Here is a 26,818-nt window from a genome sequence, read left to right on the forward strand (position 1 = left end):
CAAGTCGGCCCTCACCATGGCAGCCGTGAAATCCCGAGCGACAAGGGAGCCTACGAAATTGCCCCTGATGACGTTGTTTTCAATCTGCTGGAGATTATCCGGCGTCATTGTCTCGGCGGTGACTGTGCCGGGAATAACATCATCCGCCCGGATGCCTTCTTCTGTGATCTCCAGATAGCGCGTATTGGGTGTCCACAGAGACGTCACTGTCCGGCGCGCAACACCGGGCAGGAAAAACAGGTCGTCCGTCAGATCTTTATAGACCGAAAAAAACTCTCTGTTCCAGATACTGCCATGGCGGTTTTTGAGCACCACGATAACGCGGTTGGAGCCAAACAGCGTGTCACGGTATTCCTGAAAGGTCTGGATATATTCATGGCCGGCCGGCAGTTGTTTTTCAAACCCTGCATCCAGCTTCAAACTCGTCGCATAATAGCCACTGACCAGCGTAAACAGGGCTAATCCGGCAAGGATTAGAATCCGGTTCCCGAAAACAATCTTCTCGAATTTCTTTATCATGGCGAATCTGTCTCCCCGTACCGCCTCATTGACCCAAAGACAACCTTATCAAATCTTTCTTATTAAATCTTTGGTAATTATATACTTTAGTGGATGGAATTTACAAATATCCGCAGTATTCCGCCGGTTTTCGCCTGTAGAAAATTTTGAAACAATCACTTCGTTTTAATGGCGGAAAACTGCGCTAAAATGACGGTTCTTGGCTACTTAAAATGTCAGTTCTTGGCTACTAAAGAATATAATCACCAAATCTTTTTATCATGTCTTTTTATCATGGCGATCTCATGGCGAGTTCGCCTCCCCGTACCACCTCATTGATCCAAAGACGGCCTTATCAAATCTTTCTTATTAAATCTTTTTATCATGGCGAGTTCGCCTCCCCGTACCGCCTCATGGAACCCGTATTTTTCTCGTTATTTACGCACTACCGACCACACACTCAACCCCTTTTCATAGCATCTTTTTGCTATCTTGTAACCCACCTTATAGCTGTCTTAGGCATATAGCGGATTTGCGGGGCTAATCAACCTCCGATTATCCTGATCTTTCCCTCTCTACAGCCTGCCGCCAAGGCCTTAACAAGACATCAGGTGCCCCTTATAACATCACTTTTGCGTGCTATATTTACTTTTTGGTGAAAACTCGCCCTATAGGTATTATTATGCAAGCATCCTACACGAGATGAGGTAAACCCATGACCGATGTTCGACAGATAACCAAAGATGATGCCTATGACGCCGTGGCGCCGGATGATTTCGCCGCAATGATTGAAGTAGACCGCTATGCGGCGCGATCTACGGCTTTTGACAAAATTATATCGGCTACCCATGACCATTTTTGGGATCCTCTGGATGCTAAGTATATTGACTACACCACACCCTTTGACATGGACAATGAAACCATCATCCCTGAGGACATGATCATGGAAATGCGGCTAGGCTGTGTGAAACAACTCAGTGAAAAAAATCGCATTCGGTTAGGTAATGAAGTGGCCCGTTGGACTCTGTCTTCCATTTTGCATGGCGAGCAAGGGGCCCTGTCGCTGTCTGCCAGCCTGTGTCATGTTTTGCGTGACCCGGGCGCTCAAGAATATGCCGCCAATCAAGCCCGTGAGGAAGCCCGCCATGTGACTGGTTTTGCACGTTACATTGAGGCCCGGTGGGGCAAACCTTTGCCTATTGGCACCACCTTAGGGGGTTTACTTACGGACATTGTCAATAGTCCGGAGGTGTATAAAAAAATTGTCGGCATGCAAATGCTGGTTGAAGGGCTGGCTATGGGAGCCTTTGCTAGTTTGTACACCATCTCCAAAGACCCATTACTGGTGAAACTAACCCAATTGGTGATGACCGATGAGGCTTTTCATCACAAATTTGGCAAAATCTGGGCTGACCGCACCATCCCCAAACTCAATGAAGAAGAGCGCAACATTATTGAAGACTGGGCGGCGAAATGTTTCCAGACCCTTATGTTTAATCTGGTTAATCCGGAACAAAAGAAAATTATTTACGGTCAATTTGGTCTGGACTGGCAAGACGTCATGAGCGAAATGTTGGAAGCGGTCACCATGGACGAAAGACGCGAGCAGATGCAGAGGGAAACAAATATCTTCCGTGTTCTTGTGAAGACTCTTTTGAAGGCCGGCATCATCACAGAGCGCACCCGCTCATTTTATGCCACTTATGTGGATATGGACGAACTCAAGAGTGAGGGTGACCACATGATCGGTGATGATATTGCCGAAGAAGGCATCGCCTATCTCAAAACCATCAATTTTGGTGTTGAGGAAAGCACTTTTAAAAACCTCACCGCCGCCGAATAATAGTGGTTAGTTAAGAGATATTGACCCGCTTTAATTGCCGGATTTGACATCCGGCAAGGGGCGAGTCTCGCCGATACTCATAAGCCACACATCTTCAGGTTCATAGCCTCTATCGAGACCGGCTTTGCGAAATCGAACAGGAGGCTCAAAAGGCGGCTCAAGAGTGAGTGTCACCGTGCCCCAATGCATACCCACTAATGTACGTGCGCCTATATCCAGACCAATCTGGACCGCCTCCTCCGGCGTTGCATGAGAAGAACGCATAATTGTGCGGGGTTCATATGCACCTATACCCAAAAGAGCCATATCAAATGGCCCCAACCGCTCACCAATCTCGCTGAACACTGGGCCATAGCCGGAATCTCCCCCAAAGAAAAGTCGCCGCCCACCAGCCTCAAACACAAATCCCGCCCACAGCGTCGTATTGCGCTTGTACCCAATACGCCTAGACCAATGAACAACCGGGGTTGCGGTAACCGACAGACCGTAAAATGCCCCTGTGTGATACCAATCCATTTCTGTAATTTTAGAAAATCCACGTTGAGCAAAAAAATTCCCAAGGCCCAGAGGGGTTAGCACTTGTGTGTGCGCTTTGTTTGGCAAGCGCCCTAAAGTGCGATCGTCCAAATGGTCATAATGATTATGAGAGATAACGAGTATATCAATCTGGGGCAGAGCGCGAATGGCAATGCCGCTTGGCGCAAAACGGCGCGGCCCCATGACCGATGGCCCCGCCCGGGAGGTTAGATAAGGATCCGTTAAAATAGTCTGCCCCCCAAGTCTCAGCAAAAAACTAGCATGCCCCAGCCACGTAATAAAATCTCCCTCCCCCGCCATGGCTTTCTCTAAAACAGTATGAGCGTGGGTGCGGGGCACAATATGATGAGCCGGAATATCATCGGCGCGAACTTTGACGCGCATCGCCCGACGCATAAACGACAACATCCGGCCCATCCCTACCCGTGGACGAACAGGACTACCTAACGGATTACGAAATGTGCCATCAGGTAAATGATGCCAGGGCAGGTTGTGGGAAGGAGAGGCAGAAGAAGAGGAAAGGGAACCCAGATCGTCCATCTTAGTTCTCAGTGCTTTGGCGTTTAGCGCTTTGCAGAATCTTCGCCACATCCATATGACGCGCTTGTTCAGCAAGCCTCAACGCCGTACGACCAGTAACATCGGTAACATTAGGGTTTGCTCCCCCCACCAATAAGGCCTCCACAGCCGCCCCATGGCCATTACGCACCGCTAACAGAAGAGCATGCTCACTTTGATACCCCCGCTTGTCAGGGTCAGCCCCCGCCTCCAACAATAGCGTGATAATATCATCATGGCCCCCAAGAGCCGCCATGGTCAGCGCCGTACGCTTATCACGGGAAGAACTGTCTACACGCCCCTCCTTATCAAGTATAAACTTAACAATATCCGTATGGCCGAGTTCCGCCGCTACAATCAAAGCCGTAATCCGGTCGTGCCCTCTGGCATTCACGGAAACCCCCCGCACCACTTGTTCCTCATAGGCTTCAAGATCTCCCGACCGCACCGCTTCAATATAAGGCCGGTCAGAAAGGATAGGCTTACTTTGCCCATAGGCCGGAAGGGGGGACCAAGTTACCGCCCACGTCAACGGTAAAGACAAAAGACCCACGACCCAAAGACCCATTCCGGGACCTCTGATGGGCCTCATTATGTTGAGAGATACCATTTTGGCCTCACGTGGTACTCGCCCCGTTGAGTATTTCTTACAAACCACCATAATGCTGATAAAAATGCAAACATCCTCATCCATACGATTGCAATTCTAGCCCTTGCCGCCCTTGCAACATTTACTATTACGTGCCGCCTTACGCTTCTTCCTTCATCCTCAACCGCTAATTATGTCTTGAATTTAGACATCCAGATTTTGGACAGACAGCGCATTCTCGCTAATGAAATCCCGGCGCGGCTCTACAGCATCGCCCATAAGTTTACTAAATAGATTGCTCGCCTCATCGGATTGCTTAACCTGAACCTTCAACAAGGTGCGTCCTTGCGGGTCCATAGTTGTTTCCCACAATTGCTCAGCGTTCATCTCCCCCAGCCCTTTATATCGCTGTATGCTTAAACCGTGCCGCCCAGCCCCCAACACAGACCTCAGTAAATCACCTGGTGCTCGTACCATGTCTGTTTTCTCACCGCGATGCAAAGAAAGAGAATTCATATACATCTTTTGCAAATCAGCGGCAAAACTATCCATACGCCTAGCATCAGAAGAAGAAATAAGCGGGCCATCCAGAACCACCTCTTCTTCAACACCCCGCACCGTACGCGTAAAACGAATGCCCCCATCCTCAAGGGGTGCGCCCTGCCAACCGCGTTCCATTTCGTCAGCCAGCAAATCAAGACGAGCCGCAACATACTTTGCAGCCTCGGTCGCCTGTGACACATCCGACAACACGCCAGGATTAAGAATACCCGCTATAGCGGCCTGTTCAATGACAAACCGTGGATAGCGGTCAGGTAGTGCATTAAAACTCCGCTCCACCACACGGGCTTGTTGTACCAGTGCTCGCAAATCTCCACCCGAAATCTGTTCGCCATCACTTGTGGCTAACACCATGCCCTCAAGACCGCTATCAATCAGATAATCCTCAAAATCTGTTTCGTCCTTGATATATTGTTCAGAAGAACCACGCTTCACCTTGTAAAGTGGTGGTTGGGCAATGTACAGATAACCGCGATCAATAATCTCATTCATCTGCCGATAGAAAAACGTAAGCAACAACGTGCGTATATGAGCTCCATCCACATCGGCATCCGTCATGATGATGATTTTATGATAGCGAAGTTTTTCAATATCAAACTCTTCAGAGCCGATACCGGCCCCTAAGGCTGTAATGAGAGTGCCCACCTGGTCTGAAGAAATCATCTTGTCAAAACGGGCACGCTCTACGTTGAGGATTTTACCTCTTAGTGGTAAGACAGCCTGATTGTAGCGATTACGCCCTTGTTTGGCAGAACCACCAGCAGAATCGCCCTCTACTATAAATAATTCCGCCAGCGACGGATCCCGTTCCTGACAATCGGCTAACTTACCCGGTAATCCAGATATCTCCAGAGCGCCCTTGCGTCGTGTCAACTCACGCGCCTTGCGAGCAGCTTCACGGGCGGTGGCTGCTTCGACCACCTTACCCACAATTTTTTTGCTCTCTCCCGGATGTTGCTCAAACCATGCGCCCAAGTGATCATTAACGACACCCTCAACTACAGGACGCACCTCGGAAGATACCAACTTGTCTTTTGTCTGACTTGAAAAGCGCGGATCAGGCACTTTAACCGACAAGACACATGTCAACCCTTCCCGTGTATCATCACCGGTGAGTGTTACTTTTTCACGGCGCGTTAAGCCCGATGAAGTAGCATAGCCGTTGACTGTACGGGTTAACGCACCCCGCAACCCCGCCATGTGAGTGCCACCGTCCCTTTGAGGAATGTTGTTGGTAAAACACAAAACATTTTCATGATAGCTATCGTTCCACCACAATGCCACTTCCACAACAGCACCATCCCGTTCATCTCTGATAAGAATGGGGTCTTTTATCAGAGCATTACGGGCATTATCTAAAAATCGCACATATGCTTCCAAACCGCCTTCGTAGTGCATATCTTCCCAATTGGGTTTAGCGCCCCGCGCGTCGGTCAAAATAATATGGATACCAGAGTTCAAGAAGGCTAACTCACGCAACCGGTGTGCCAATGTCTGATACTCAAAATCCGTAACGGTAAAAATCTCTTCTGAGGGATGAAACACGACCTGTGTGCCTGTAATGGGCTTGCCGGTCTTTTCATCTATGGGCGCTTTGCCCACCACCCGTAACGGCTCTTCCACATCACCACTGATGAACGCCACCTCATGTTCATCTCCATTGCGCCAGATGATTAGCCTCAACCAATCAGACAACGCGTTCACCACAGAAACGCCAACCCCGTGAAGGCCGCCCGAAACCTTATAAGAATTCTGGTCAAACTTACCACCGGCATGGAGTTGGGTCATGATGACCTCAGCTGCAGACCTACCCTCTTCGGCATGAATATCTGTCGGAATACCCCGACCATTATCCATAACCATAACAGAGCCATCGGGGTTTAAGGTTACGTCTATGCGATCGCAATGTCCGGCGAGAGCTTCGTCAATGGCATTGTCTACCACCTCATAGACCATGTGATGCAAACCGGATCCATCATCTGTATCACCAATATACATGCCAGGCCGTTTGCGTACGGCATCCAGCCCCTTGAGCACCTTAATAGACTCCGCTCCATAGTGATCATTGACAGGAGAAATATGTGGTTCGTGACCTACATCCGACATAATGTTATCGTACACCATCCGGCTGAAAAATACGCCCTTCATCAACAGTAAAAATGTCCGCTTTTTTCCCAGAAGAACTAGCTCCATGAGACTCGGATTCAAGAGAACCAAACAAACTCCGGTCGCATCCGGTAATCCAGACCTGCCCACCAAGGGCGGTCGCCGCCTGAAATAATGCCGTCCGGCGCTGCTCATCCAGATGGGCTGCCACTTCATCCAACAGCACCAGAGGTGCCACCCCCCCAGCCGCCAACAAGCGGGCATGAGCTAAAACCAAACTTATAACCAGCGCTTTTTGCTCTCCGGTAGAGCACGAACTAGCAGATATATCACGAGATGTCCCGCCCCCAGTCTTGTAAAACACCAGAAGGTCTGAGCGATGAGGTCCCTCCAAAGTTCGGCCTGCCCGAGCATCTCGCTCGCGTTGGTCATGTAAGCGGGTCCGTAAAATCTCTTCTTCTTTCTCAAGAGAACTTATTTCACTTATGGCTATACCGGAAATTCCCTCCTCAAGCACCAAGCGCATTGCCGGAAAGAACGACGCCTCTGATGACCCCTGAAGCTCTGGTGTCACTAACAAATCTTGCAACTGCCCCACACAGGCCCGGCGTCCCCGCGCCAACGCAACACCACATTCGGCCATAGTATTTTCTGCCGCATCGAGCCACCGGCGATCGCCGCCCTCTTTTAATAGCCGGTTGCGAGTCGCCATAGCACGTTCATAATCCCGCACTCTACCCCCGTGGTGGGGGTCAAGCCCCAACACAATGCGATCCAAAAACCGCCGTCGGGCAGAAGCCGACTCGGTAAACAAACGATCAAGTGCCGGCGTCAGCCATGCTATTCGAACAAACTCACCTAACACGCTAGACCCCGAAACAAGTTCATGATTGACACGACATACTCGCCCCCTTGGAACTGTATCAGGCGTAGCCAGTATCTGACCGGTGCCTATTTCAACCAAATCTCCAGGTGCTACTAGCACAGAAGCCGCTACCCCCCAGCCCCCTGTGCCATCCTGCCGCCCTAACTGGCTAAACGATGCCCCCCGTAACCCTCTCCCGGGAGCTAATAGCGAAATAGCCTCAAGTACGTTTGTCTTTCCGGCCCCATTCGCGCCCACCAATACAACTATATCAGCATCTGTTTCAAGAACGACGTTTTGGTAGCATCTGAAATCTGTCAAAGTGAGTCGGTGAAGAGCAAGAGGGTAGGCCATCCCCCCAACAGAGGCTACCGGGAGAGACGTATGGTCAGGCTGGAGAGAACTCACAAGAAAAAATTTAGAGGCTTGGCACACATCTTATCTACAGCGAGCCCACCTCACGACGCCCAGAACATAGCAACTGTTATACGCGCATTGGCATGAGGACATACAACACCGTATCATCTTCACTATCACGTATAATGGTAGGTGATCCGCTATCTGCCAACTCAAAACAAGCCATATCACCTTGAAACTGGCCAGTAATATCCATCAAATATCCGGCGTTAAAACCAATCTCCAAAGGACCTCCCTCGTAAGCGACCCCCAACTCTTCTATAGCGCTACCACTTTCAGGGCTGGAAGCACTCAACGTCAAATGACCCTGTTCCATTGACAATTTCACAGAACGCGACTTCTCCGAGAGAATAATAGCTACCCGATCCACCGTATCAGAAAACACCGCAGCCGATACCGACATAGATTTATCATTCCCTTCAGGAATAACCCGCTCATAGTCAGGAAACTTTCCATCAATAAGTTTGGACGTCAACACAACATCATCAAACTCAAACCGTATCCGTGTATTAGATAAGCTTATGGACACCTCTGCCGTAATACCCTCCATCATTTTTTGGAGTTCCATCGCCGTCTTGCGAGGCAAAATAACTCCTGGCATATCAGCCGCTCCCTCGGGTAAAGGCAAATCCACCCGCGCAAGGCGATGCCCATCTGTGGCTACCGCCCGCAACACCGGCCCAACTTTACCCTCCGTACTGTGCAAATAAACACCGTTTAGATAGTAGCGGGTCTCATCGGTAGAAATAGCCGTACGGGTTTTTTGAATAAGACGAGACAAACTCGTAGCTGGCAACACAAAACTACAGGGTAGAGTATTATCAGCAGCTGCGGGGAAATCATCCTTAGGCAAACTCTGCAGCATAAAGCGCGAGCGACCAGCCACCAGATCAATCCGGCCTTCCTTATTATTATAGTTTAGCTCAACTTGCGCCCCTTCAGGCAATTTTCGCACAACATCATAAAAAATATGTGCCGGAACCGTTGCTACCCCCTCTGTTGCCATGTCAACGACAAGAGATTCCATAATCTCTATATCCAAATCCGTCGCCGTTATGGACAACCGTCCGTCTTTTGCCAACAGCAACATATGCGACAATATTGGAATTGTATTCCGCCGCTCAACAATACCTTGTACGCGGCCAAGAGATTTAAGTAAAGTACCTCGCTCAACTGTTATTTTCATAACTCATCCCGTTTACAACTTATCTTCTACACTTTTTTGCGCTCACGCTTTTCTTGTGAACCTGTTCACCTTCAATCGTCTGCAGAATACAGCAAACACTCCAAAAAAACTATAGCAGACGAACTCCCTTATCTTACAGGAAACCTCGGCTTTTCAGGTTTTATTTTTGACCTATTTGTAGGTCCGGTTTGAAGAGTTAGTTTTCGCCTAACCTTCCAGAAGCCGCATCAAGCGCTTTATGTCTTCACCGATGGATTGGTCATTGTTACGTAATTCATCTACCTTGCGGACTGCGTGAATAACGGTGGTATGGTCTCTCCCGCCGAACTTACGGCCAATCTCAGGTAAAGAAGTCGATGTTAAGTGCTTAGAGAGATACATAGCGACCTGACGAGGTCGTACAATGGGGCGAGAGCGACGGGCAGACAGCATGTCTGCCATGCGAATGTTGTAATATTCTGCCACCTGACGCTGAATACTGTCTATAGTAATAATTTGATTGTTCGCACGGAGTAGGTCGCGCAAAATTTCCTGACTTGTTTCAACATCTACGGGCCGTTTCTTAAAATCGGCATAGGCCAAGACCCGCCTGAGTGCTCCCTCCAGCTCGCGCACATTAGAAGAGATGCGCTGCGCCAAGAACTCCAAAACCTCCGGTGGTATATGAATAGTTTCCTTCTCTGCACGACTTTGCAGAATGCTCAATCGTAATTCATAATCAGTCGGGTGAATATCCGCTACCAGCCCCCAGCCAAGACGAGAGCGAATACGCTCCTCAACACCATCCAAATCTGAGGGAGAGCGGTCTGCTGACACAATAATCTGATGGTTATGCTCAACCAACGCATTGAAGGTGTGAAAAAATTCCTCCTGAGTTGAATTTTTACCGGCGATAAACTGTATGTCGTCCACCATTAGTACATCCACCTCCCGAAATTGCCTCTTGAACGCCATGGTGTCTTTGTATCTCAAAGCGCGGATAAACTGATACATGAACTTTTCCGCCGACAAATACACTACCTTGCGCTCCGGATGGCGGCGGCGAATTTCCCACGCAATAGCATGCATCAGATGAGTCTTGCCTAACCCCACACCACCATAAAGAAATAAAGGATTAAACGTAACATTTGTTGCATCCGCCACACGCTGGGCGGCGGCATGAGCCAGTTCATTGGATTTACCCACCATGAAACTCTCAAACGTTAACAACGGATCAAGAGGGGCGCCGATCTGATTTAAGACAGACCGGGAGGCCTCCTGTCCATACACCACACTTTGGGTTAGCTGGCCCGAAGTTGGTAGAGTTAGGTCACTACCCTGCCATTTCCGCTCTTGATTACCATCATAAGCTCCCCGACTTGAACCTATGTCTGCTGAGGTTAACACCACATCAACCGCCGTAATATTGGTATTTTCCTCCACCCAGTGGTTGAGCAAATTGTCGCTATGGTGGGCAACAATCCAATTACGCACAAAGCGGGATGGGGCCGTTAAAACAATGCGCTCACACTTTTCCTGACTCTGGTGTTGTGCCATTTCCGGTGCCAACGCCACCTTACCAAACCAACTGGTAAAGGCCGCCTCTCCCATCAAAGTGCGAAGCTTAATTCTAACATTTTGCCAATTTCGAAATATATCCGGCGCTACAGAATTACCGTCATTGCTTGTTTCAGTGTTTGTTGCGCTGTGCGGTGTGCGACTTGCATCACGATTATCATTCCCCTGCATGTTATCCCATCCCAACTCTAAACTGCATCACCCGAACCATGGTCTCCGTCTCTTCTTCCCGCCACCCTTCCCACCGTATTGGAAGAGATTATTTAATACACGTTATTTTTGCCTGTCGCTATATTTTTTTATCTTCACCATATTTTTATTTCTCATTAGGAACACTGCAACCATTACAAACACTTAATCCCACGATTCCCTTGCAACTCTCCCATACACCTTCAAACAACCCCCATTAGAAAGCATCATAACCCCTGAACAGTGAGACCCCTATAGCTCCTACCATTGCCCCTTTACCTATGGGTTGTCCAAACTTTATTACAGTCAGTTTCGTTATTTTATTGTTGGCGCCATGGCAATCCTGCAACTTTCCATCCATTAACAGTTGAGCGATGATGATGCGCATCTGCATCTCCCTCAAATCCTCCTGTTATATTGAAACACTGCCCATAGCCCTCTTGGCTTAGCGCTATGGTAGCAGATCGTGAACGTGCTCCTGAGCGGCAGATAAACAATATAGGGTCATCCGCCTCGTGACCTTGCTCCTCTAGATGTACCACGAGAGAGGATGAAAAATCTGCGTTGACGGCCATAGCGGGGAATTGCTGCCACTCCAAAAAAATGGCTGATTTACTCAAAATACCAAGATCTGGAACTCCCACAAAAGACCATTCTGGCGCGGTGCGCACATCTACCAGAACCGCTTGGGGTATTTCTTCCAACATCTGCCAAGCTTGAGGAGGAGATATATCTCCAGCATATTGTTTTTCCTCTAATGCCATCTCAACTCTCCTCAAATTATTTTGTTTGTCGGTTTCAATGCCTACGCTTATGACATCCGTTTTTTTACAAAACATGTCTTACAAAATTTCTTATGCAACTCTTAGGCATTACATATTTTGCTGTATGTATATAGCAGTGCGCAATCCAAGACGGATGTCAAACAGACACTCTGTTATCTTTGGGGGTAGCAGGAATAACCAACAGTAAAATCGGAAGATTCAGAAGCTATATAACCGTAGTCAAAATAACAAGGAACAGAATAGCGAAGCCCGCAAAGTCACACAATAATAAAGGTATGGCCGATGAAATAAAATAAATGTGATACATCATCAGTTGTATTATGGGCACACCAAACTCCCAAGGCGAACTTAATCTCCTTGTGGAAGATAACTAAGGGAACTTTATTTGTTCATTTACGAAAAACCCTGCTCAGTGCCTCATGATACCAGTATTACAAAGCCTCACAAGCGACCGCATGAACACTAGACTTATCGCATCGCTTGAACCCGACGTGACAAGCGGGACACTTTCCGAGAGGCCGCATTACAATGAATAACACCCTGTTGAGCCGTGCGCATAATGCGTGACTCCGCTGTTTTAAGGGCATCAAGCGCTTGTGCTTTGTCGCCACTGACAACGGCCTCTTCAACATGCCGGATAGAACGACGCATTTGCCCTAGGCGAACACGGTTGACAGCCGTTCGCCGTGCAATTTTGCGATTCATATTTTTTGCCGATTTGGTGTTAGCCATTAAAGTCACCATAAGCATCAAGAAAACAAGATAGGCCTTATACCCTGACCACCTAGACTCGTCAATATAGGCAAGAGATAACGAGGAAAAGGGCTATCAAGGCGCAGGGATAAGGCTGAAATTAATCACCGTCTCCTTGCCCTGTGCCTCTCCGTCTAAGGCGCTAAACTTAATTGCAAGTTGTTCTCCACCACGCCGAAAGACCATCTCTTTCACGCCAACCCCTTCCAGTTGCCAGCCCAGATTAACAAGTGTCTCCTCATAAAACTCCTGCACCGCCTCAACGCGCACCGTCCCCCGAGCTTCAGCCTGAACAATTCGACCCTCAGGTACATCAAAAACCAGATTCTCCTCGGTCACCTCCTGCAACCCCGCCATGAGGGGAACATCCTCCACCCCACTCAAAAAACCATCGCCCCCGGCAGTAAACCTCCCAGAAGCCATCTCCCCAAAGGCAACCCCCCCCCCCCCAATACCCCCACAGAGTCCCAACAGGGCAACAGAAAAAACTCTCGGAATAAACCTGATCATTTTCGCCTTATCATATTACCTCTGACAGATAGAACAATAGAATGTAGAGCGGCTGTTTTGCACAATACGCTTTATGCGTCCGGCGCAGTTTGGTGTCAGACAGGTAGCACCGCTACGACCATATACCGAAAAGCCATGTTGAAACCAACCCGCTGTGCCATCAGGGTGCTCATAATCCTTCAAACTGGAGCCTCCCGCCGTGATGGCTTCGCCCAGAATCGCCTGAATAGCTGCCGCTAAACGGTGGGCGCGTACGGAGGGCTTGCTACCACGCCCCATTAAAGACCCTGCCTGCCGATGGGGTGAGAGCCGCGCCCGAAACAGAGATTCACATGCATAAATGTTGCCAAGGCCTGCAATAAGACGCTGATCTAAGAGAGCCGCCTTCAAACTAAGCCGCCGCCCTGCCATAACGCTAGCCAAACTCTCGCCTGAAAATTGTTTGGAGAACGGCTCCATACCCAACCGCGCCAGATGACGATTGCCACTCTTATCCTTGTCAGAAAACAAATCCATAAACCCGAATCGTCGCGGATCTGTGTAAATGAGTTGCGTTCCATCATTGAATACAATAAGGCCATGGTCGTGAGGTCCCGCCGTGTCATTTAGACTGCCCATTCCATCTGTATCAAGGACAAAATATCCCGGTCGCACTACCCCTACATCAGGTGTGTGAATACTAAACCGGCCAGACATGCCAAAATGCACAAGCCATATCAAAAGATCGTCTTTGTCGTCGTTCTTGCCACCCAACGTTATCATCAGATATTTCGCTCGCCTCTCAACATGGTTCACACATCGCCCCTCAAGAGCGCCGGAAAACCCCTCAGGTAAAGGAAATCGTAAATCAGGTCTCCGCCACTGAGATAACACAATGCGCTTGCCGGGAAGGGCTACCGCCAACCCCCGGCGGACGGTTTCAACTTCAGGCAGTTCAGGCATAACCCCACAAGACCTATCATGGCCTCTAACCAAACACTACACTAACCCCCAAAACACCTGATATCTCCTTCATGAGTGGCACTCACAGGCTTTGTTGGCTATGGTCAAGATTACTCACGTTCATTCTCTTTTTCTTGCTCAAGGAGGTGCCCCTACAGTGCCCGATACAGCCCTATCTACCCGCGCTTCTATTGACCGCATCTTTGAACGTGCGGCCTCTCATTACGATGTGATGAATGATTTAATGTCCGGCGGTGTGCATCGGCTATGGAAGACTATGATGCTGGACTGGCTTGCCCCACCGCGTAACGATACACCCTTTCATCTGTTGGATATGGCGGGTGGCACAGGTGATATTGCGCTGGGCTGTCTGGACCGGGCTGGAGAGGGGACCTTTGTTACACTATGCGACATTAATCTCGTCATGCTAGAGGCCGGACATCAGCGCTTCAGCGCAGGGGGGCCTTATAAACCGCAGTTGCACAACAGATTGCAGATTGGATGCGCCAATGCTGAGGCCCTACCTTTTCCGGATAAATCTTTTGATGCCTACACTATTGCTTTTGGGTTGCGTAACATGGAGCATCGGGAGCAAGCTCTCGGAGAAGCATTTCGGGTTTTGCGCTCAGGGGGGCGATTTTTATGTCTGGAGTTTTCACCAATGGTTATGCCCGGCCTTAAAGAGCTCTACGATGCATGGTCGTTTTGGGGGATACCCACTCTTGGTCAGATTGTCGCCAGCGAGGATGGCCCATGGCGTTATCTGGTAGAGAGCATTCGCCAGTTTCCAGATCGTGAAACTCTTGTCCGTAACCTTGAAGAGACAGGCTTTCTTCAGATAAAAGTGCGGCCACTAACCGGCGGCATTGCCGTCTTACATTCTGGTTGGCGTCTTTAAGTCTGGCTGGCATTCTAATGAAAAATGTAACGCAACAATGATTACGGCTTTAGGCCATATTGTACGGCTAGTGCGAGCGGGTTGGGTGTTGTTGCGCTACGACGCCTTGTTTCCTGTAGATGACGTAGCCACCGACTTACCCTCATGGACGCAGGCGATACGCCGCCTTGTCGTGTATAGGGATTATTGCACACACGCCTCATCACATGAGAGCCCCCACGGCGCAACACGACCTCATTTATCTACAGCACTTCAAGCGCTTGGCCCAGCCTATATCAAACTGGGACAGTTTCTTGCTACCCGCCCTGACATTATCGGCGAGGCGCGGGCAGCGGATTTATCCCTACTACAAGATAAACTACCCCCCTTTCCTCAAGATGAGGCACGCCATGTTATAGCAACCGCTCTGGGGCAGCCGGTAGATGAGTTGTTTGAGACCTTTGGACCTCCTGTGGCTGCGGCTTCTATTGCACAGGTGCACAAGGCTTATACGTCCCAAGGGCCGGTTGCCGTTAAAGTTTTACGACCTGGAATTGAGCGAGCTTTGATAAGGGATATGGAAAGTTTTGCTTTTGCGGCTCACTGGCTTGAGAGGCTTAGTCGGTCTGTGCGTCGTCTGCGTCCTGTTGATGTAGCAGCTACTCTTATTCGTAGCGTTACCCTTGAGATGGACCTCCGGCTAGAGGCCGCCGCTATGTCGGAAATGGCGGATAATGTTCGCGATGATACAAACTTCCGAACCCCAACCGTAGATTGGAGTCGTACCACTCAACGGGTAATAACAATGGAATGGATTGAGGCCACCCCCGCCTCTGACACACAGACACTTATCAACGCTGGTCAAGATATGCCCGCTTTGGCCACACGGGTTATTCAATCTTTTTTGCTCCATGCTTTGCGAGATGGGTTTTTCCACGCAGACATGCATCAAGGTAATTTGTTTATAGAGCCGGACGGCACAGTAGTAGCTGTTGATTTCGGCATTATGGGGCGGCTTAACACCCAAAGCCGGTTTTTTCTGGCAGAAATTTTGTATGGCTTTATTATCCGTGATTATCACCGCGTAGCGCGGGTGCATTTTGAAGCTGGGTATGTGCCCGCCAATCAGGATACAGATGCGTTCTCTCAAGCTCTGCGAGCTATTGGCGAACCTATTATGGATAAATCCGCTACCGAAATATCCATGGCAGGACTTCTTATGCAATTATTTCAAGTCACCGCTCAGTTCAACATGGAAACTCAGCCTCAGTTGGTGCTGCTTCAAAAAACCATGGTGGTGGTAGAAGGCCTCGCTCGCACTTTTCATCCGGGCCATAACATGTGGGTGTGTGCTGAGCCAGTGGTCAGCCAGTGGATGCAAGAGCACATGGGGCTGGGTTCACGTCTGCGAGAGAATGCAGAGACCATTAGTGACATTACTCGCCACCTGCCCGAATGGATAACACGGATAGGCCGTATCACCCGCTTGCTGGATAAAGCACTGGATGAGGAGGGGCTACGAGTGCATCCATCCTCTTTGTCGGGCTTGTCAGGGCTCAAAACTCCCGAACAAAATGTCCCTCGTCAAAAGGCAGGGCTTTGGCTTTTTCTAGCAGTTTTTTGTGGGTTATTAGGGGGTTTATTAGGAGGATTGCTTGTTATTCTAGGGGTTGGATAAATAAACTACACATTATACCCGTTAAACCTATACTATACCCCACAATATTACGTTTTAACCATCAGTCCACACACTCATGCTAACCGACCAGCACATTGTACTTATTATAGGGGGTGGTATTGCCGCCTACAAAAGTCTGGAACTCATACGGCGACTGAAAGAGCAGAGTGCACAGGTAGACGTCATTTTGACGGAAGGCGGAGCACACTTCATAACGCCGTTGTCAGTTGCCAGCCTGTCAGGACGTCCTGCTCATACATCTTTATTTGATCTGGTCAATGAATCCGAAATGGGACACATTCGCTTAGCCCAAGAGGCCGATATTATTATTGTCGCCCCCGCAACAGCTAACCTGATAGGACGAGCCGCTAATGGCCTTGCCCCTGATTTAGCCGGTGCTGTTTTGCTAGTGCGCCGCGGGCCGGTTCTTATGGCCCCTGCCATGAACCCCCGCATGTGGAGCCACCCCGCAACCCAACGCAATGTTGCACACCTTAAGCAAGACGGCATCCACATAGTAGGGCCAGAGCAGGGGGATACAGCTTGCGGTGAACAGGGCGAAGGTCGCATGGCCGAGCCTGATATGATTGTAACCGTTGCCAACACACTCCTTGGGAAAGCCCCTCAAAAAAAAAAACATGCCCTTGAAGGACGGCGAATCTTGGTTACATCCGGTCCCACCCACGAACCGATAGACCCAGTGCGTTATCTAGCCAACCGGTCATCAGGCAAGCAAGGTCATGCCATAGCCTGCGCCATGGCTCATCTGGGAGCGGAAACAGTTTTAGTGTCTGGCCCTGTCGCCCTGCCAGACCCCCCTGGTGTTGTGGTGCATCATGTGGAAACCGCACAAGAAATGTTAGCTGCCTGTGAAGCCGCCTTGCCAGTAGATGTTGCTGTGTGTGCTGCTGCTGTATCGGATTGGCGCACCGCAGCACCAGCTAACCAGAAAATTAAAAAAACCACAGACGACACACCCACCTTCAGCCTAATGGAAAATCCGGACATTTTGGCCACTTTAAGCAGGCACAAACAAAACCGTCCACGTCTTGTTGTGGGTTTTGCAGCCGAGACAGAATCTCTTGCCATACACGCCCAAGACAAACGCCAACGCAAAAAATGCGATTGGATTATCGCCAATGACGTATCCCCTAAGCACGGTGTTATGGGTGGAGACAACAACGAAGTGTTGTTGGTGACAGAAAGCGGCATTGAGCAATGGCCCACCATACCAAAAACTATTGTAGCCGACCATCTAGCTCAGCGTGTTGCCGACCATCTGGGAAGCATATAACTCATGTCCACGTCTGCACCTCCCCCAATAACTTCCCTCACCATTGATATAACCCAACTGCCCCATGGGGCAGGCCTACCCCTGCCACACTACGAAACCCAAGGAGCAGCCGGTATGGACTTAAGCGCCGCATTGGCGGAAGGCGCCACCCTTACCCTTGAGCCCAATGATTGGGTTGGCGTTCCAACAGGCATAACTATGGCCATACCGTTAGGCTATGAGGCCCAAATACGACCGCGCTCTGGTTTGGCAACCAAACAAGGCATTACACTTCTTAACGCACCAGGCACCATAGATTCTGACTATCGAGGAGAAGTGAAAGTCTTACTTATCAATCACGGCAAATCGCCTTTTGTGATTACACGAGGTCTACGCATAGCCCAGATGGTTATCGCCCCCGTTACTACAGCGCATTGGCGTGAAACCTCAAGATTATCAGAAACAGTGCGGGGTAGCAGCGGTTTTGGCTCAACAGGCCTCAACTTAACGGGAATATAATGTTGCAACCGTCCCGTAAAGCATTGCTCGCTCTTGAGGCCATCATGGATATTGCCGTTCATGCACGTCCCGACCCGGTACAATCTCGCGATATTACTGAGCGGCAAGGCATTCCCAAACGCTATTTAGAACAAGCTATGCAAAATCTGGTGAGAGCCGGCATTCTCAAAGGCGTACGAGGACCCAGAGGTGGCTACCGGTTAGCACGAGAGCGCCGCCGCATTAGTGTCGGTGAAATTGTGCGCTTGGTAGACGGTCTGGACACACAAACACCTACAGCAACCTCTCCTCTCAACCAAAAAGTTTTACTCCCCCTCTGGCAAGAGGTTCAAAACGACCTCATCCACCGACTGGATAAGGTGACTCTGGAAGATTTATACTGCCGAGCTCAACAAGAGCAGATTGTGGTAACTACAGAGAGTACGCCGCAAAATGATTTCACCATATAACAATCATTATATAATTTAAGGATATCCATGACCGACCCTGTTTCTTCATCACCAGCTGCCGCTGGGCACGGACGCATATACAACAGCATTACAGAAACCGTGGGCAATACGCCCTTAGTGCGTCTTGGTCGCATGGCTGAGCAGGCCAATATCCGCGCTAACATACTGATGAAGTTGGAGTTTTTTAACCCTATGTCCAGTGTCAAAGATCGTATCGGCTTAGCCATGATCGACGATATGGAAAAGCGTGGTCTTACCAGCGACAAGACAGTTTTTATTGAACCTACTTCCGGCAATACAGGTATCGCATTAGCTTTTGTGTGTGCCGCGCGGGGGTATAGACTTATCTTGTGCATGCCGGAGAGTATGTCCATAGAGCGCCGCAAGATGTTGATACTGTTGGGAGCAGAGCTGGAACTCACACCCGCAGACCAAGGCATGCGCGGCGCTGTTGCCCGCGCTGAAGAACTGATGGAGTACTACCCTCACGCCATTATGCCGCAGCAATTTGATAATCCGGCTAACCCAGATATCCACCGCCGAACCACAGCAGAAGAAATCTGGAACGATACTGGAGGCACGGTGGATGTCGTCATTTCCGGTGTTGGTACCGCCGGAACATTCACAGGCGTAGGCCAGACCCTCAAAGTCCGCAAGCCATCGTTGCGCATGATTGCTTTGGAGCCAGAAGACAGCCCTGTCTTGTCGGGCGGCGATGCCGGCCCCCACAAAATACAGGGGATAGGAGCTGGCTTTGTGCCCGGCAATATGGACCGTTCTTTGATTGACGAGATTATCACTATCGGCAATGAAACAGCGTTTGAGACTGCTCGCCAAGTTGCACGCATGGAAGGTATTCCCTGCGGTATATCTTCCGGTGCAGCGGTTGCTGCCGCCATAGAGGTTGGTGGACGAGTAGATATGATAGGCAAAAGCATTGTCACTATACTCCCTTCTTTTGCCGAGCGCTATCTCTCTACTCCCTTGTTTGATATACCCGCCTGAAAAACTCGCAATACAAAAGGATATAGTGATATGAGTAAAAAGAGCATTGAGTTTCTGTTTGACTTCGGCGACCCCACTACCTACCTCGCCTGAACGCGACACCCAATGCGGACAGACCGGAAAGAGAATCTTAAGACCAACACAGAGTTAGCCGTAATACGGGTTGCTTTTGGAGCAGAAACATTTTTTGCAGGAGATGTTATGTTCTTTGAACAAGATCGGATGGACTTTGTAGAGCAGGTCATGCGTAGCTGATGCGTCCCTATGGCTTTATCTGACACTCAGGTTGAGCGCTATGCTCGCCACATTGTCCTCAAAGAAATCGGTGGGATGGGTCAACAAAAATTGCTGTCATCACGTGTCTTGGTTATAGGGGCGGGAGGGCTTGGGGCTCCATGCCTTATGTATCTTGCCGCCGCTGGTGTGGGAACCGTAGGCATCATTGATGACGATGTTGTAGCGTTAACTAATCTGCAACGACAAATCATTCACGACACAAACACCATAGGCATACCCAAAGTTGAAAGCGCTACCCAAACCCTAAGCCGCCTCAATCCAGATATTACGATCGTCCCCTACACCATTCGCCTTGAGGCCTATAACGCTATGGATATTATAAACTCTTACGACATTGTAGCGGACGGGTCAGATAATTTTGAAACCCGTCTTTTGGTAAATGATGCCTGTTATTTAACCTGCACACCCTTGGTCAGTGCTGCTGTTGGGCGGTTCGACGGACAGTTGGCAACCTTTCGCAGCTGGGAGCGTGATGAAGAAGGTGTGCCGTATCCCAACTATCGTTGTCTTGTACCTCATGTCCCGTCATCGGATAGAAGCCCACCATGCGAAGAGGCTGGCATTATAGGCGCCTTGACCGGTGTTATGGGGTCTTTACAAGCGATGGAAGTAATTAAAGAAATAACGGGTATAGGTTCAAGTCTTAAAGGTCGCCTTTTGCTATATGATGCACTGGAGATGCGTATTCGTATCATTCGGCTACGCCATGATGCAGCCAACCCCCTAACCGGAGACAATCCCACCATCCACGATTTGTCGTCTCACGTTTAAGCCCATCAGGGTTACCCGAAAGGCTTCAGGCCACCCCCTTTTCCCACCGTCGCTTGATAAGCAGGATGCTCTTTTGTGCGGCTCAGAAAATTCTTCACATGAGGATATTGTGCTATCAAATCACCACGCATCGCTCCAGCCTCAACAGGATAACCCATTTGAATATCCGCCGCCGTAAATTCATCGCCCGCAAACCATGGGGTGCGGGCTAGAGTCTGCTCCATAAATCCTAGAATACCTGCTAAGCACGGACCTATGTAAGAGCTAGTGACTTGTCTGGCTATCATGCGAGACAAAGGGCGAATAAAAAACGGTCTAGCCATCTCAAGTCGACCAAAAATAAGCGTCAGCACAAGCAAAGGCATCAGGCTACCTTCTCTGCGGCATGCGTCCAATATTGATAGGTGCAATACTCTTCACAGTCAGGTTTCGGACGCAACCGACCCCCACCATAGTGGTCAAGAATATATTCTATCATTGCACCACTTTCTGCTAACACAATATCTCCATCGGTAACAATGGGAGCAGTCCCTACAAGATGTAAACGTCTGAACTCTGGCAGTGCAAGGCCATCGCTTTTGTTGCGCTTGTATTGTTTGATATCATAGTCCAGTCCCAGTCCTTCAAGAAGTCATAAGATTCTTAAAGAGCGTGAATTTTACAGATGATGAACGGTAATCATGCACTTTATCCTTTTCAAAAATTAACGAATCTCGGGCAATACCCGATTGGGCGGTTTGTGACCATCAACAAAGGTGCGAATGTTGACGATAACCGCTTCGCCCATTTCAGTACGGCTTTCCAGAGTAGCTGAGCCCATGTGGGGCAGAACAATCACATTGTCCAACGCCAAAAGGCGGGGGTTAACAGCAGGCTCATGCTCTAACACATCCAGCCCTGCCCCGGCTATGCCTCTAGCCTCAAGAACATCTGCCAATGCTTTTTCGTCAATGACTTCACCGCGTGCTGTGTTAATTATATAACTATCAGCCCTCATGAGGTTTAACCGTCGCGCCGAGAGCAAATGCCATGTGGCGGGTGTATGAGGACAATTAACCGAGAGAATATCAACCCTAGGCAACATGTGATCTAAACTATCGTGCCATGTAGCTTCAAGAGCTTGCTCTATTACTTTGTTAACGCGATTGCGATTGTGATAGTGAATCTCAAGACCAAACGCGCGGGCTCGTCGTGCGACAGCTTGTCCAATGCGGCCCATGCCAATAATGCCGAGAGCCTTGCCATAAATCCGATGCCCCAACATCCACGTAGGTGACCAACCTGACCATAAACCCTCACTTCCCCGTAATAGTTGTGCGCCCTCTACCAATCGACGTGGCACCGCTAACATGAGCGCCATGGTCATATCTGCTGTATCCCGTGTAAGCACATCAGGCGTGTTGGTAACAATAATACCGCGCTGATGAGCTTCTTCCACGTCAATATGATCAACACCCGCTCCAAAACTGGCGATCAAACGCAATCGCTGACCGGCTTGCCTGATAAGTGTGCCGTCTATTCTGTCGGTTACCGTTGGGGCCAGAACATCTGCCTCTTGCATGGCACAACTCAGGGCCTCAGAATCCATAGGCGTATCGGTAGGATTGAGTTGAACGTCAAATATTTCCCGCATCCGACTCTCAACAAGACCTGGCAGTCTCCGTGTAACAATAACCCGTGGCTTTTGCGCCATCATCGTTATCTCCATTTGAGGTAATCTCTCTCATTCCTACCAGAACATTGTGCAACAATAAAGCGCTACTCTTTCAGGCTGTCTGATCAGCACCTTGACGAAACACATAAAATGCCCTCATAAGCAGTAATATGAACTGGCCTCTTGTTTCTCGTTTTGTATTTTTTTTAGTCCTTGTTGGTAGTTCTTTTGGGACGCTCTCGTCTGCAGTAGCTATAACGGGCGAAACCGGATTGCCAATTCCCCGTTTTGTTAGCCTCAAGTCAGACCGCGTCAATATGCGACTTGGGCCCGGCTGGGATTATGCTGTGGTGTGGGTATTTCATAGGAAGGGTTTACCGGTAGAGATTATCTCTGAGTTTGGATGGTGGCGTCAGGTTAGGGATAGTGAGGGGGATGAAGGCTGGATACATCATAGTCTGCTAGATGGCGTGCGCCATGTTCTGGTGAAGAGAACACAAGATGGAACCCTTGCACCACTTTACGAAGCGGATGAGGGAAAGGATCGTGTTGCTCAAGTGCAACTGGGTGTTGTTGGACGCCTTCTAGAGTGTAATTCTACTCGTTGCAGGGTTTCTGTTAGTGGTGAGCGAGGTTGGATTGACAAGACTCAGCTGTGGGGTGTTTATCCTCATGAAGAGCTGGAGTAGGGTTTAATCTGTCATTCAAAATCCGCCGCTAACGCGCCCCGCTACACCTCACTCAACACAGCCATGTGGCTATAATTCTCATGGGCCAACCCCAACAATGCCTGCCCATCAAGAGATCGAAACGCTGCAATATGCTCAGATGTAAAATCAAAATGAAGAAAATGCACCGATGACGTCTTGCCATCCGCTATCTTGCGCTCAACATCGTGCTCTGGACGCGCCATACTCCTAACATCCCCAACCTTCTATAAAGGCCGTTAGTTTCACATCTCCCAACCGCATCAAAACAGCACGACAATGGGCCTCATCATCAATTTCAAACATCAACGTTGCTACTAACTCCGCCTCTTAAGGAATAAGAGGATTATACGCTGCTCATTCATCAGCAATTTGTTCGTCACCACAACACTCTATGTGTAGCATCTCACGAATCTGCTGAAGCACGTGTCGAAATTTTTTAATATAAAATGTAGGGGACTTATATACATCCGTAAATAGACTAGCATATCATTTTCTAGTCAACGATTGTTATGTGAAATAGACCCATAGATTTATTGGAGGCTGTGCCCAGTTCGCCTATAGACTAAAATCAGGTGTGAAGAGATAAATACCGTTATGGAAACTGTAAACGATAGTAAGAGCGAAGCCACTTAATTGTATAGAAGCCTGAAAGCGTCCAATAGCGCTCTATGAAAGCAGCTAACGAAATTGATGGTTGGATCAGAAGAAGAGCGATTAGAGGAGTACCCAAAGGGGGAAACCGAATTAGTTCTTCCACTTTGACCAATGAATTCAGACGGTGTGTTATCGCTAATCAGGCGAGATCGAACCGATCATTGTCCATAACCTTTGTCCAGGCTTTAATAAAATCAGCAACGAATTTATCGTTGTTATCATCTTGAGCATAAACTTCTACAATCGCTCGTAATTCGGAATTGCTACCAAAAACCAAATCAATGCGAGTAGCATCACGTAGCTTTTTACCCGATTTACGATCCTGCGCTTCGTAACTATTGAAGCCTGTTGACTTCCACACAACACCCATATCTAGTAGAATTTTTAACCAACCGTTATCAAGGCTGTTGCCATCGGTCCAGATTCCTTCGCCGGTGGCGCTAATACCCAGCGAACGCAAGCCTCCAACAAGCACGGTCATTTCCGAAGGAGTGAGCCCCAGAAGTTGCGCCTTATCAAGCATCATTCTTTCAGGACTGATAGCAAACTCGCTTTCGCAATAATTTAGGAAGCCATCGGCACGTGCTTCAAGGCAGGCAAAAGATTCAACATCTGTCAGTTCCTGACTGGCATCACCACGGCCTGTAGAGACGGCAACTTTGGCCTTACAGGCTTTCTCAATACCAGCAGCACCGCCAATGACGATCACATCAGCCAAGCTAGCACCGGAAGATGTTGCAATGCGTTCGTAAACGCCAAGCACATTTGAAAGTTGATTCGGTTTGTTGACGGCCCAATCCTTCTGTGGGGATAAGCGGATACGGGCACCATTGGCCCCGCCTCGCTTATCCGATCCACGGAATGTCGATGCAGATGCCCAAGCGGTTTCGACTATTTCCTGAATTGTCAGTCCAGAAGCGGTAATTTCGGCTTTAATTAATGCAATTTCGGTATCGCTCAGGCTCTTGCCCTTCGGAATTGGATCCTGCCAGATGTAATCTTCAGCAGGAAAATCACCAGCGATATAGGTGGATTTCGGACCCATGTCACGGTGTAGCAACTTGAACCAGGCACGTGCAAAAGCTTCACCAAAGGCCTCAGGATCCTTAACAAAGCCCTCGCCAATTTTCCGATAAATCGGATCTTCCTTGAGCGCTATGTCAGCGGTGGTCATCATCGGGGTAACTTTGCTTGAACCGTCAACTTCAGGGGCCATAAGGGATTCGTCAAGATCAACGGGATGCCAGATATGGGCACCTGCCGGGCTCTTCGCCAGTTTCCATTCATAGTTGAAGAGCAATTCCAGATATGTCATGTCCCACTTGGTTGGGGTGGGTGTCCAAGGGCCTTCAAGACCGCTGGTGATGGAATCGATACCTTTACCGGATTTATGGCTGCTCAACCAACCGAGGCCTTGGGCTTCGATCGGAGCCCCTTCAGGTTCGGCCCCAACAGCATCAGCTGGGCCGTTTCCATGGGCCTTACCGAATGTGTGACCACCAGCAACAAGCGCAAATGTCTCTTCATCATTCATCGACATGCGGCCAAAGGTTTCGCGTATATCCTGTGCTGAAAGTTTCGGGTCAGGATTTGCGTTAGGACCTTCAGGGTTGACATAGATCAACCCCATCTGGACAGCGGCAAGAGGGTTTTCAAGATCCTGGCGGGTGGAGCCATAGCGGTTGTCACCCAGCCATTCATCTTCCGCACCCCAATAGATGTCCTTTTCAGGATGCCAGATGTCAGACCGGCCAAGTGCGGTGCCATGGTTAGGGCCACCCATATCCTCAATGGCGACATTGCCGGCAAGAATCAGCAAATCCGCCCAAGAAATGTTGTTGCCGTATTTCTGCTTGATCGGCCAGAGCAGGCGACGGGCCTTATCAAGATTACCATTATCGGGCCAGGAATTGAGTGGTGCAAAACGCTGGTTACCCGTACTACCACCGCCGCGCCCATCACCTGACCGGTAAGTTCCAGCAGCATGCCAAGTCATGCGAATGAAAAATGGGCCATAGTGGCCATAATCCGCAGGCCACCAGTCTTGTGAATCGGTCAGAGCTTTTTTCAAATCAGCTTTGACCGCTTTTAAATCAAGTGATTTGACTGCTTTCTTGTAGTCAAAGTTTTCGTCGTAGGGATTGGATTTGCTGTCGTGCTGACGCAGAATATCGAGGGTAAGCTGGTTTGGCCACCAGTCTTGGTCCTTGGTGCCGGAAACCGACGTTGTCTGGCTACCATGTATGACAGGACATTTACTTTGATCATTCATATTGTTCTCTCCAATGTAAAAAGGAAGGCTGGTCAGTAGTAACGACTACGGCGTCAGAAAAGTCTCCATAATCAAATGCCACAAATCAGTTTCATACAAGACATCAAACGACTAACGAGCTACCCCAGTTTGGGCTTAACGTCAACTTTAGAATTAAAATAATAATTACCGCACGTCACTACTGTCAATAGATTTTTTATACTATTTCTCGCTATTATTCAGCATCCTCAACAGGCGACGCCGTCAACCGAACCATAACATCCACTCTAGAAACCTTCATCCCCGAGGGAACATTCTGCCCCCCAGAAAACACCTCGCCAATTTTTAAACTCTCATGCCCCCATTCAACGTCAACCAGTATCCCTTCATCCTCAAGAAAATAATGATAGTGGGGCGACAAATTAGTATCAAAATAAACACCAGAATTATCCACAATTACTTCCTTGAGCAATCCAGCCTCTGTAAATTGACGAAGTGCATTGTAGACTGTCGCCAAAGAAACCCCCACGCCAGAATCCAATGCTTCACGATACAGGCTATCCGCCGTAACATGCCGTACTCCCTGCTCAAACAAAAGCCGTCCCAGAGCCATACGCTGACGTGTCGGGCGCAGCCCAGCCTGCCGTAACTGCTCAAACACCGAGGTAAAAGCACGCTTTTTCTGTGCGCCTTGCTTGTAGTCTTTTGTCTTCATAAGGTACATTCTACACAAATACCTCTATCTACTCAATAAACAACGCCAGCATTTCTCATAACCCCCCAA

At 49.1% G+C, this 26,818-nt stretch carries 25 protein-coding genes; 9 read left to right on the top strand and 16 right to left on the bottom strand.

What is annotated here, in order from left to right; genetic code table 11:
- The coding region (locus tag V6Z81_00005) for a hypothetical protein (GenBank protein MEG9860880.1) at nt 1–519 on the bottom strand (519 nt) is incomplete at its 3' end.
- A 694-nt stretch (nt 520–1,213) separates the two neighbouring features.
- Between V6Z81_00005 and V6Z81_00010 the strand changes: the two genes are divergently transcribed.
- Nucleotides 1,214–2,341 carry a ferritin-like domain-containing protein gene (locus V6Z81_00010; protein ID MEG9860881.1) on the top strand — a complete coding sequence of 376 codons (1,128 nt, stop codon included), beginning with the start codon at nt 1,214–1,216 and terminating at the stop codon, nt 2,339–2,341.
- A gap of 30 nt (nt 2,342–2,371) precedes the next feature.
- Here V6Z81_00010 and V6Z81_00015 read toward each other — a convergent pair whose 3' ends face one another.
- The 10 genes from V6Z81_00015 to mutM all read right to left on the bottom strand — a co-directional run bounded on the left by V6Z81_00015 (nt 2,372) and on the right by mutM (nt 13,896).
- Nucleotides 2,372–3,418, bottom strand: coding sequence for an MBL fold metallo-hydrolase (locus V6Z81_00015; protein MEG9860882.1), 1,047 nt, complete (start codon nt 3,416–3,418; stop codon nt 2,372–2,374).
- Nucleotide 3,419: 1 nt separating this feature from the next.
- Nucleotides 3,420–4,004 carry an ankyrin repeat domain-containing protein gene (locus V6Z81_00020; protein MEG9860883.1) on the bottom strand — a complete coding sequence of 195 codons (585 nt, stop codon included), beginning with the start codon at nt 4,002–4,004 and terminating at the stop codon, nt 3,420–3,422.
- Between the two features lie 225 nt (nt 4,005–4,229).
- Nucleotides 4,230–6,779: a DNA topoisomerase (ATP-hydrolyzing) subunit B gene (gene gyrB / locus V6Z81_00025; GenBank protein ID MEG9860884.1), complete on the bottom strand. Its 2,550-nt coding sequence runs from the start codon at nt 6,777–6,779 to the stop codon at nt 4,230–4,232.
- Entirely contained in the window at nt 6,697–7,911 is a 1,215-nt protein-coding gene (gene recF, locus V6Z81_00030) for a DNA replication/repair protein RecF (GenBank protein ID MEG9860885.1), read from the bottom strand. Before recF ends, gyrB begins: the two co-directional genes overlap by 83 nt.
- A gap of 130 nt (nt 7,912–8,041) precedes the next feature.
- Nucleotides 8,042–9,160 (bottom strand): DNA polymerase III subunit beta, encoded by a 1,119-nt coding sequence (dnaN, locus tag V6Z81_00035; GenBank protein MEG9860886.1) that lies wholly within the window; start codon nt 9,158–9,160, stop codon nt 8,042–8,044.
- Between the two features lie 207 nt (nt 9,161–9,367).
- A complete protein-coding gene (dnaA, locus tag V6Z81_00040; protein MEG9860887.1) occupies nt 9,368–10,888 on the bottom strand; it encodes a chromosomal replication initiator protein DnaA in 1,521 nt (506 codons plus the stop codon).
- Nucleotides 10,889–11,226: 338 nt separating this feature from the next.
- Nucleotides 11,227–11,670 (bottom strand): rhodanese-like domain-containing protein, encoded by a 444-nt coding sequence (locus V6Z81_00045; protein MEG9860888.1) that lies wholly within the window; start codon nt 11,668–11,670, stop codon nt 11,227–11,229.
- Between the two features lie 489 nt (nt 11,671–12,159).
- Complete coding sequence (rpsT, locus tag V6Z81_00050) at nt 12,160–12,423, bottom strand: 30S ribosomal protein S20 (GenBank protein ID MEG9860889.1); 264 nt, start codon at nt 12,421–12,423, stop codon at nt 12,160–12,162.
- A 96-nt stretch (nt 12,424–12,519) separates the two neighbouring features.
- Nucleotides 12,520–12,954 (bottom strand): hypothetical protein, encoded by a 435-nt coding sequence (locus V6Z81_00055; protein ID MEG9860890.1) that lies wholly within the window; start codon nt 12,952–12,954, stop codon nt 12,520–12,522.
- 15 nt (nt 12,955–12,969) lie between these two features.
- Nucleotides 12,970–13,896, bottom strand: a complete 927-nt coding sequence (gene mutM / locus V6Z81_00060) for a bifunctional DNA-formamidopyrimidine glycosylase/DNA-(apurinic or apyrimidinic site) lyase (protein MEG9860891.1) — start codon at nt 13,894–13,896, stop codon at nt 12,970–12,972.
- 157 nt (nt 13,897–14,053) lie between these two features.
- Between mutM and V6Z81_00065 the strand changes: the two genes are divergently transcribed.
- The 7 genes from V6Z81_00065 (at nt 14,054) to moeB (ending at nt 20,765) form a co-directional block, all read left to right on the top strand.
- A complete protein-coding gene (locus V6Z81_00065) occupies nt 14,054–14,794 on the top strand; it encodes a class I SAM-dependent methyltransferase (protein MEG9860892.1) in 741 nt (246 codons plus the stop codon).
- A gap of 37 nt (nt 14,795–14,831) precedes the next feature.
- Entirely contained in the window at nt 14,832–16,451 is a 1,620-nt protein-coding gene (gene ubiB, locus V6Z81_00070; protein MEG9860893.1) for a 2-polyprenylphenol 6-hydroxylase, read from the top strand.
- Nucleotides 16,452–16,527: 76 nt separating this feature from the next.
- Entirely contained in the window at nt 16,528–17,745 is a 1,218-nt protein-coding gene (coaBC, locus tag V6Z81_00075; GenBank protein MEG9860894.1) for a bifunctional phosphopantothenoylcysteine decarboxylase/phosphopantothenate--cysteine ligase CoaBC, read from the top strand.
- A gap of 3 nt (nt 17,746–17,748) precedes the next feature.
- Nucleotides 17,749–18,243, top strand: a complete 495-nt coding sequence (gene dut, locus V6Z81_00080) for a dUTP diphosphatase (GenBank protein ID MEG9860895.1) — start codon at nt 17,749–17,751, stop codon at nt 18,241–18,243.
- Nucleotides 18,243–18,692, top strand: coding sequence for an Rrf2 family transcriptional regulator (locus V6Z81_00085; GenBank protein MEG9860896.1), 450 nt, complete (start codon nt 18,243–18,245; stop codon nt 18,690–18,692). The genes dut and V6Z81_00085 overlap by 1 nt, the downstream gene beginning before the upstream one ends.
- 27 nt (nt 18,693–18,719) lie before the next feature.
- Complete coding sequence (gene cysK / locus V6Z81_00090; GenBank protein MEG9860897.1) at nt 18,720–19,697, top strand: cysteine synthase A; 978 nt, start codon at nt 18,720–18,722, stop codon at nt 19,695–19,697.
- Nucleotides 19,698–19,961: 264 nt separating this feature from the next.
- Entirely contained in the window at nt 19,962–20,765 is an 804-nt protein-coding gene (moeB, locus tag V6Z81_00095) for a molybdopterin-synthase adenylyltransferase MoeB (protein MEG9860898.1), read from the top strand.
- Between the two features lie 11 nt (nt 20,766–20,776).
- Here moeB and V6Z81_00100 read toward each other — a convergent pair whose 3' ends face one another.
- Nucleotides 20,777–21,130: a glutathione S-transferase family protein gene (locus V6Z81_00100; protein MEG9860899.1), complete on the bottom strand. Its 354-nt coding sequence runs from the start codon at nt 21,128–21,130 to the stop codon at nt 20,777–20,779.
- Nucleotides 21,131–21,468: 338 nt separating this feature from the next.
- Nucleotides 21,469–22,461 (bottom strand): D-glycerate dehydrogenase, encoded by a 993-nt coding sequence (locus V6Z81_00105; GenBank protein ID MEG9860900.1) that lies wholly within the window; start codon nt 22,459–22,461, stop codon nt 21,469–21,471.
- Between the two features lie 128 nt (nt 22,462–22,589).
- On the opposite strand from V6Z81_00105, the gene V6Z81_00110 reads away from it, so the two are divergent.
- Nucleotides 22,590–23,108, top strand: a complete 519-nt coding sequence (locus tag V6Z81_00110) for an SH3 domain-containing protein (protein MEG9860901.1) — start codon at nt 22,590–22,592, stop codon at nt 23,106–23,108.
- Nucleotides 23,109–23,149: 41 nt separating this feature from the next.
- Here the strand turns inward: V6Z81_00110 and V6Z81_00115 are convergent, their stop codons facing one another.
- From V6Z81_00115 to irrA, 3 genes are all read right to left on the bottom strand, one after another.
- Nucleotides 23,150–23,332, bottom strand: a complete 183-nt coding sequence (locus V6Z81_00115; GenBank protein MEG9860902.1) for a DUF3501 family protein — start codon at nt 23,330–23,332, stop codon at nt 23,150–23,152.
- Between the two features lie 590 nt (nt 23,333–23,922).
- Nucleotides 23,923–26,055 (bottom strand): catalase/peroxidase HPI, encoded by a 2,133-nt coding sequence (gene katG, locus V6Z81_00120; GenBank protein ID MEG9860903.1) that lies wholly within the window; start codon nt 26,053–26,055, stop codon nt 23,923–23,925.
- Between the two features lie 214 nt (nt 26,056–26,269).
- Nucleotides 26,270–26,749, bottom strand: a complete 480-nt coding sequence (irrA, locus tag V6Z81_00125) for an iron response transcriptional regulator IrrA (protein ID MEG9860904.1) — start codon at nt 26,747–26,749, stop codon at nt 26,270–26,272.
- Between the last annotated feature and the right edge of the window lie 69 nt (nt 26,750–26,818).

The sequence above is a fragment of the Parvularculales bacterium genome (genome assembly GCA_036881865.1).
Classification (GTDB): domain Bacteria; phylum Pseudomonadota; class Alphaproteobacteria; order JAPOUT01; family JBAJNM01; genus JBAJNM01.

What these genes read in the sequence shown, in the direction of transcription:
- dut (MEG9860895.1), top strand. Translation starts at nt 17,749, where the DNA reads ATGTCCACGTCTGCACCTCCCCCAATAACTTCCCTCACCATTGATATA.
- cysK (MEG9860897.1), top strand. Translation starts at nt 18,720, where the DNA reads ATGACCGACCCTGTTTCTTCATCACCAGCTGCCGCTGGGCACGGACGC.
- V6Z81_00085 (MEG9860896.1), top strand. Translation starts at nt 18,243, where the DNA reads ATGTTGCAACCGTCCCGTAAAGCATTGCTCGCTCTTGAGGCCATCATG.
- ubiB (MEG9860893.1), top strand. Translation starts at nt 14,832, where the DNA reads ATGATTACGGCTTTAGGCCATATTGTACGGCTAGTGCGAGCGGGTTGG.
- moeB (MEG9860898.1), top strand. Translation starts at nt 19,962, where the DNA reads ATGGCTTTATCTGACACTCAGGTTGAGCGCTATGCTCGCCACATTGTC.
- coaBC (MEG9860894.1), top strand. Translation starts at nt 16,528, where the DNA reads ATGCTAACCGACCAGCACATTGTACTTATTATAGGGGGTGGTATTGCC.
- rpsT (MEG9860889.1), bottom strand. Translation starts at nt 12,423, where the DNA reads ATGGCTAACACCAAATCGGCAAAAAATATGAATCGCAAAATTGCACGG.
- V6Z81_00115 (MEG9860902.1), bottom strand. Translation starts at nt 23,332, where the DNA reads ATGGCGCGTCCAGAGCACGATGTTGAGCGCAAGATAGCGGATGGCAAG.
- katG (MEG9860903.1), bottom strand. Translation starts at nt 26,055, where the DNA reads ATGAATGATCAAAGTAAATGTCCTGTCATACATGGTAGCCAGACAACG.
- V6Z81_00010 (MEG9860881.1), top strand. Translation starts at nt 1,214, where the DNA reads ATGACCGATGTTCGACAGATAACCAAAGATGATGCCTATGACGCCGTG.
- V6Z81_00055 (MEG9860890.1), bottom strand. Translation starts at nt 12,954, where the DNA reads ATGATCAGGTTTATTCCGAGAGTTTTTTCTGTTGCCCTGTTGGGACTC.
- V6Z81_00100 (MEG9860899.1), bottom strand. Translation starts at nt 21,130, where the DNA reads ATGCCTTTGCTTGTGCTGACGCTTATTTTTGGTCGACTTGAGATGGCT.
- irrA (MEG9860904.1), bottom strand. Translation starts at nt 26,749, where the DNA reads ATGAAGACAAAAGACTACAAGCAAGGCGCACAGAAAAAGCGTGCTTTT.
- V6Z81_00105 (MEG9860900.1), bottom strand. Translation starts at nt 22,461, where the DNA reads ATGATGGCGCAAAAGCCACGGGTTATTGTTACACGGAGACTGCCAGGT.
- recF (MEG9860885.1), bottom strand. Translation starts at nt 7,911, where the DNA reads ATGGCCTACCCTCTTGCTCTTCACCGACTCACTTTGACAGATTTCAGA.
- V6Z81_00020 (MEG9860883.1), bottom strand. Translation starts at nt 4,004, where the DNA reads ATGGGTCTTTGGGTCGTGGGTCTTTTGTCTTTACCGTTGACGTGGGCG.
- V6Z81_00015 (MEG9860882.1), bottom strand. Translation starts at nt 3,418, where the DNA reads ATGGACGATCTGGGTTCCCTTTCCTCTTCTTCTGCCTCTCCTTCCCAC.
- dnaA (MEG9860887.1), bottom strand. Translation starts at nt 10,888, where the DNA reads ATGCAGGGGAATGATAATCGTGATGCAAGTCGCACACCGCACAGCGCA.
- dnaN (MEG9860886.1), bottom strand. Translation starts at nt 9,160, where the DNA reads ATGAAAATAACAGTTGAGCGAGGTACTTTACTTAAATCTCTTGGCCGC.
- V6Z81_00045 (MEG9860888.1), bottom strand. Translation starts at nt 11,670, where the DNA reads ATGGCATTAGAGGAAAAACAATATGCTGGAGATATATCTCCTCCTCAA.
- gyrB (MEG9860884.1), bottom strand. Translation starts at nt 6,779, where the DNA reads ATGGAGCTAGTTCTTCTGGGAAAAAAGCGGACATTTTTACTGTTGATG.
- mutM (MEG9860891.1), bottom strand. Translation starts at nt 13,896, where the DNA reads ATGCCTGAACTGCCTGAAGTTGAAACCGTCCGCCGGGGGTTGGCGGTA.
- V6Z81_00110 (MEG9860901.1), top strand. Translation starts at nt 22,590, where the DNA reads ATGAACTGGCCTCTTGTTTCTCGTTTTGTATTTTTTTTAGTCCTTGTT.